Source organism: Xenorhabdus bovienii, from assembly GCF_024721015.1.
In the GTDB taxonomy this organism is placed as follows: domain Bacteria; phylum Pseudomonadota; class Gammaproteobacteria; order Enterobacterales; family Enterobacteriaceae; genus Xenorhabdus; species Xenorhabdus bovienii.
On sequence record NZ_JANAIF010000126.1, the window covers coordinates 1 to 5,181 of the forward strand.

The 5,181-nt window shown below is 47.7% G+C and carries 3 protein-coding genes and 1 pseudogene; 2 read left to right on the plus strand and 2 right to left on the minus strand.

What is annotated here, in order from left to right:
* The first annotated feature begins 294 nt into the window (after positions 1–294).
* Both NXS07_RS18485 and NXS07_RS18490 read left to right on the plus strand, forming a co-directional pair.
* Complete coding sequence (locus tag NXS07_RS18485; protein WP_038194278.1) at positions 295–1,083, plus strand: hypothetical protein; 789 nt, start codon at positions 295–297, stop codon at positions 1,081–1,083.
* Positions 1,084–1,270: 187 nt separating this feature from the next.
* Positions 1,271–1,666, plus strand: coding sequence for a hypothetical protein (locus NXS07_RS18490; RefSeq protein ID WP_051862997.1), 396 nt, complete (start codon positions 1,271–1,273; stop codon positions 1,664–1,666).
* An 87-nt stretch (positions 1,667–1,753) separates the two neighbouring features.
* Here NXS07_RS18490 and NXS07_RS18495 read toward each other — a convergent pair whose 3' ends face one another.
* Positions 1,754–3,751 (minus strand): Ig-like domain-containing protein, encoded by a 1,998-nt coding sequence (locus NXS07_RS18495; protein ID WP_258087370.1) that lies wholly within the window; start codon positions 3,749–3,751, stop codon positions 1,754–1,756.
* 54 nt (positions 3,752–3,805) lie between these two features.
* Positions 3,806–4,791: pseudogene (locus tag NXS07_RS18500) on the minus strand (inverse autotransporter beta domain-containing protein); the annotation flags it as partial.
* Between the last annotated feature and the right edge of the window lie 390 nt (positions 4,792–5,181).

A 5,181-nucleotide genomic window follows, 5' to 3' on the forward strand; every position in this document is an offset into this window, starting at 1 on the left:
ATCGACTCATGCCCTATGTTTATGTGCCGAATGCGTCCAGTTAATCGGATTGGTCAATTTAGACCCGTTTGCCCTGATGGGCCTGGCCTGTTTACTGGTTATCGGGTGGTGTAAATCAGGAGAAACCGGGAGAAAAACAGCAGAAATTCAATAAAAAAAGAAAATGACACCCTGTCAATGAAAAAACATCTGACGAAGTTACAGCTGGAGCAATCCCTACAGAAAAAAGGCAGGCGGCAGCGCCGATTGATACTCTCTGACTACAATTATCAATTTTGAAAAGGAAGACAATACATGATAAATCCAATGCAAAACGAAATAACCTTTCCGGAAGGCTGGTTTCTTTTTATTAATGGCGAGATCCCCTTTTATTGCGATTGTGGGTGCACTGTCGCCGATTTTGCAGCAGCGGGAAAACTGATCGGTTATAACAAAAAAAACGGTATTTATTTCAAGTTCGCCTATGAATCCACTGGCATAAAAGGGTTTGAGCCGCCACCGGGAATATATGTTCTGACTATCAGAAAATACAATTACACCCACAATTCCGGTCACTTTGGCCGTTGTATCTATGCGGAAGTGAAACAGACGCAATGCCCGAAAGAATTTAAAAATATCATGACGGATATGCTAAATATGTCGGCGGAACAATCCACGTTTGAAGAAGTAAAACGACCGAAACCACAGGGAAAATGCACACCTCAGTTACAGCAATGTATTCATGATTTTTTTACTGGCGTCAAGAAAGATCGCACGGATGAAATTATGACCTTAATCAGGTCTCCCATGGATAAAGACGAAGAAGATATTCTTTATCTTCGTAAACTGTACTATGGACACGATGAAAGCCCCTATCAGAGAGATGATTTAGTGAAAAGTGAAATAAATAAAAAAGTCGTCTCGGAGATCCACCGCTATTTTGACTCGCTCGATAAGACAAGAAAACTGGAAAATGGCCGGGATCTTTTTTCCTTTCTTTTCAGCTCAAAAAAATATGATATCAGCATCATTGTGCCTAAAAATGTGAGTTTATGTGATGTGTTTATGAGCATGAGCCATCTTCAGGATGAAAAAATCATGTGATAAAGCGTCAGAAAACTATTTATCTTCCGGTTTGGCCTGTATCTATAGAAAGATCAGGCCAATAACGCACTCATCCTGCCGAATAATACCATTAAAAGTGTAAAGGTATTCGGGTCAAGCCGATGAATTAAGCCGACTGGGTCGGTCACAGGAAGCCATCGGGCATTATCAAAAAGCATTAACAGGGATGTTTGCTCACGACCCTACAAGCATAGCTAAATTAACTAAAGCTCAGTTCGACAACCATGATCCTGTCAGTTGCGAAAAGACGTTGGGTAATTTGATTCAGGCCAACCCTGATTTCCGCTCTCAGGAGTGCCATTTACTCTACGCCAGGGTACAAAAAGAAATCGGTCATTTGGACAAAGCAGAAGAAGAATACCGCGTGTTGATAGAATATTATACTGATCCTGAAGCCCGTTTTCGCTATTGCGAGATGCTGCGTGAAAAAGGCGATATGAATTCAGCGAGACGGCAGTTAGAGACTATCGCGCTTATTGCCCGTCAATCTGAACCACACTATCGTAAACTACATAAAGTGTGGCTACAGCAGGCTCATCAGGAATTAAAGAAAGTGAGTTAATTCAGAGCCGTTTCAATAAAACTTGATCTGGCAGTGATCCCTTATTGACGGAATGTGTCAGATCAAGCCTGATTTAATGCACTTTCACTACCGGCCACACGCAAATGCCGTCATCGCCCAGGCATTTCGCACCCACAGGTCTGTCTCTGCCCAAAACGCCCATTTTGTTTGATGTTCTGCTGAGCCTGAGCTGGCTGCCAGATAATCCGTGGATGTCACATAAAATTCCCGCGCCCAACCATCATAAAGATAAAAATTGCCCCATTCCTCATAGAGCTGTTCAAGGGCATATTTGGAAGCAATCCGGCTGCCGAGTGATTTGCAAAGCTGTTTCGCATTAGAATAAAAGTCTTTTGTCAACCCTGAGCGCTCAAACCAGGTATAATCCGTTAAAGTCAGTATCACCTGTTGCCCTGCCTCATCAGTGCCCGTCAGTCTTACACCATCAGGGCGCTGCTGCACCGTCACCCTATCAACCGATACCGTGACTGATGAGGAATCGCTCCGCCAGTTCACCCTGCCCGTATTACCTGCCGTGATAATGCGAAATTTCGCGCCACGCCAAAATACCGAAGGTCCCCGGAGACCAAAGGATTTTTGGTTGGCATTACCGCCCTGACTGTCAACGGCAACGGTATCAACAATGCGAAGCGGCTCGACAAACTCCACCACCGGCGATTCAAGTTGTTGCTCGCCGATTTGCGCAATGACCACGCCCTGACCCGGATGGCGGCCAACAAAGGTTGCCGTCACGCTCCCCCGGTTGTCTGTCCGGTTTTCCACTAAAATCATCTCGCCAATCTCGCCAGACCAGTCAACGGCTTTATCCGGAACACCCCGGCCATGACTATCCATAACCGTGACGGTGAACGTCACCTGTTCTGTGCCATTTGCCGCCGCACGGGTTTTATTCACCCGGATTGTTGATAACAACACTTCATCAAACGTGACGATAGGCGCTGCCACTTTGTTATCTCCAACCTGTATCTGCACCTGATGCAGCCCCGCAAATGTACTGCTCAGCTGAACCTGTGTCTGTCCCTGATTATCAGTTTGTGTGCGCTCTGAAGACAGCACGCCGTGATCCGTTTGCCAAACCATCGGCTGATTTTCCACCGGTAGCCCCAGTGAATCTTTCACCGTGGCTGTCAACACAACCGTATCCTGTCCATCCCCTTTGGCCCGGGCTTTATCAACAGTGATTGCAGGTTTCAGCAAACGCTTAAAAGTCACCGGAGAAGCATGGAGTGTTTTTCCTGACACGTCCACGTTAACCGTTGCCGTTCCTGCGACTCGGCTGACTAACCGGGCTGTCGCTTCTCCCTGGCTATTTGTCTGTTCTTGTTTATCCGGCAGTTGCCCGTTATCCACTGACCAGTGTACTTCGCTGTTAGCAACGGGTTGATCCGCTGCATCGCGCACGTTCACCGCATAAAGGATGCTGTCCTGACCATCAGCAATGGCAGTCTGCTTGTCCATTTGGAGCGTATGAGTTAACGATGCAGTAAAAGTAATCGGTGAAGACATCCGTGTTTCACTGCCTGCTGCCACCGTGACTTCTGCGGCTCCTGATACCCGGCTGGTTAAATAAGCGGTGGCCTGTCCTTTCGGGTCGGTCGTTAATGAAAATGAGGAGAACTGACCGAGACTGGTTTGCCAGCCAACAGCCTGATCCGGAACAGGTTCACCGGCGGCGTTTTGGACGGTAACGGTCAGCATTGCCTGCGCTTTTCCATCGGCTTTGACACTGTGCTTATCAATGGTGATTGTCGGTATCAGTACCACATTAAACTGTACCAAAGGTGCAACAGCAACTTCTCCATCCACGGAAACTCGTACCCTATGCAGACCCCGCTGACGGCTACACAGCACGACCGATGTCTGCCCCTGCGCATCTGTGTTCTGCCGGGTTTGGGACAATTCGCCTTTATCACTTGCCCAGATAACAGCCTGATTCGGGACGGGAGTCCCCTCTTGATCGGTGACAAGGACGGTATAGATCACACTGTCATGACCATCGGCTTTGGCCTGCGTTTTATTCGCTGTCACCTGTAATTGTTTTTCGGTTGACAAGCTCACAACCATGATTTCTGCCCGGTTGGAGCGGTGACCCCGGCTGTCGATGGCTATTCCCGAAAGCCGAACGGGTTTTTCCGTGGTTTTCGGCAACCGTAAGGTCACTTTCTCAGGCTGTTGATCAAGCACTTTCCCGCCTGCCTGCTGTAATTCACTGGTATCCAGCTCTAAACGTGCCAGTGGATATTTAGCGTGGATAACGGGAGCAAAGGTCACTTTCTTGCCTTCATATCCGTTGATTGATGCGGGGAAAGCCAGTGTCAGCAACGTTTGCTTCTGATAATCCAGCACGATATCGCTGCGGCGGTTTACAAAATCAAATTGGCTGGATCTCAAGCTACGCAATGGCGCGACCGCGTTCGGATCAAGCTGTTGGCTGAACGGAACATCCAACCGATAATTGAGGTTCAGGGTAAAGCGGTTCTCGCTGGTACCTTGTTTACCCTGCCGAAAATCGGCACCTAATGTCACTAACGGCACTGGTGTGTAAGTCAGCCCGGCGGTGACGCTGTACGGGTTTTTCTGGCGTTCTGATTCACCGAATAAGGCGACCTGCTGCCCATAATATTGCTCAAATTGTAATTGCCCACCCCAGTGAGGAAATAAGCTTCTGCCTGAATATCCCAGCCATTGGCAGGTCTTGCATCGAAATCTGTGAGCCGGGCAGTTTTCCAGTGGGATAAACGCTGGTAAAGGTTGGCGGACAATTTGACGTTATCGTGCCAGGCCTCTAACCCGAGTCCATAACGATGATGCTGTCCCGGCCATAGTGCATCCCAGAAGGCATTAGCTCCCCATAGCCAGTTATCTGCTTGGTAGCGATAGCCAAATCCGACAACTGTTGTTGTCTGACCGTGATGGGTTTTTACCCCTAACTGACTGAATGCAGTGCCCGAAGCTACGTTATACCAGGGTAACAGCCAGTCAAATGAAACATCTTTTAACGAAAAGTGACTGTCAAAAGGGAGTGTGAGGCGGGCATTACCGTATTGGTTAAACCACGGTGTCAGTGTTGATGTCACTGCGGAGGATAGCTGCTGAGCAGCCATTGTTTTTACCGCTTCACCGGGTGATTGCGATTGAGCGAGTTGATCCCATTGGGTGGTGATTTCAGCCAGCTTTTGTGCCTGTTGATCCTCTGATGTGGCCTGACCGGGAAAACTGAGTGACAGGCTTAACAGGCCGACAATCGAAGATTTTCCCCTGCTGAACCGACGAGATTGGACTTTTTGCACCACGGATTGAGACCCTTTTCATTAATGATGAAAGGGATAACATGCAGAAAAAGCGCGTTAAATACTGTGGTTAATTCTTTTTCTGATCGAGAAAATTATCTGCTCGTTATAAAATAATTTCACTAAACTATACGCAATTAACTTGAAGATGCAGGAATTAAAGTCTGGAAATTATCTGTCAACCGGGTGGTGAGTTCTTTCGCT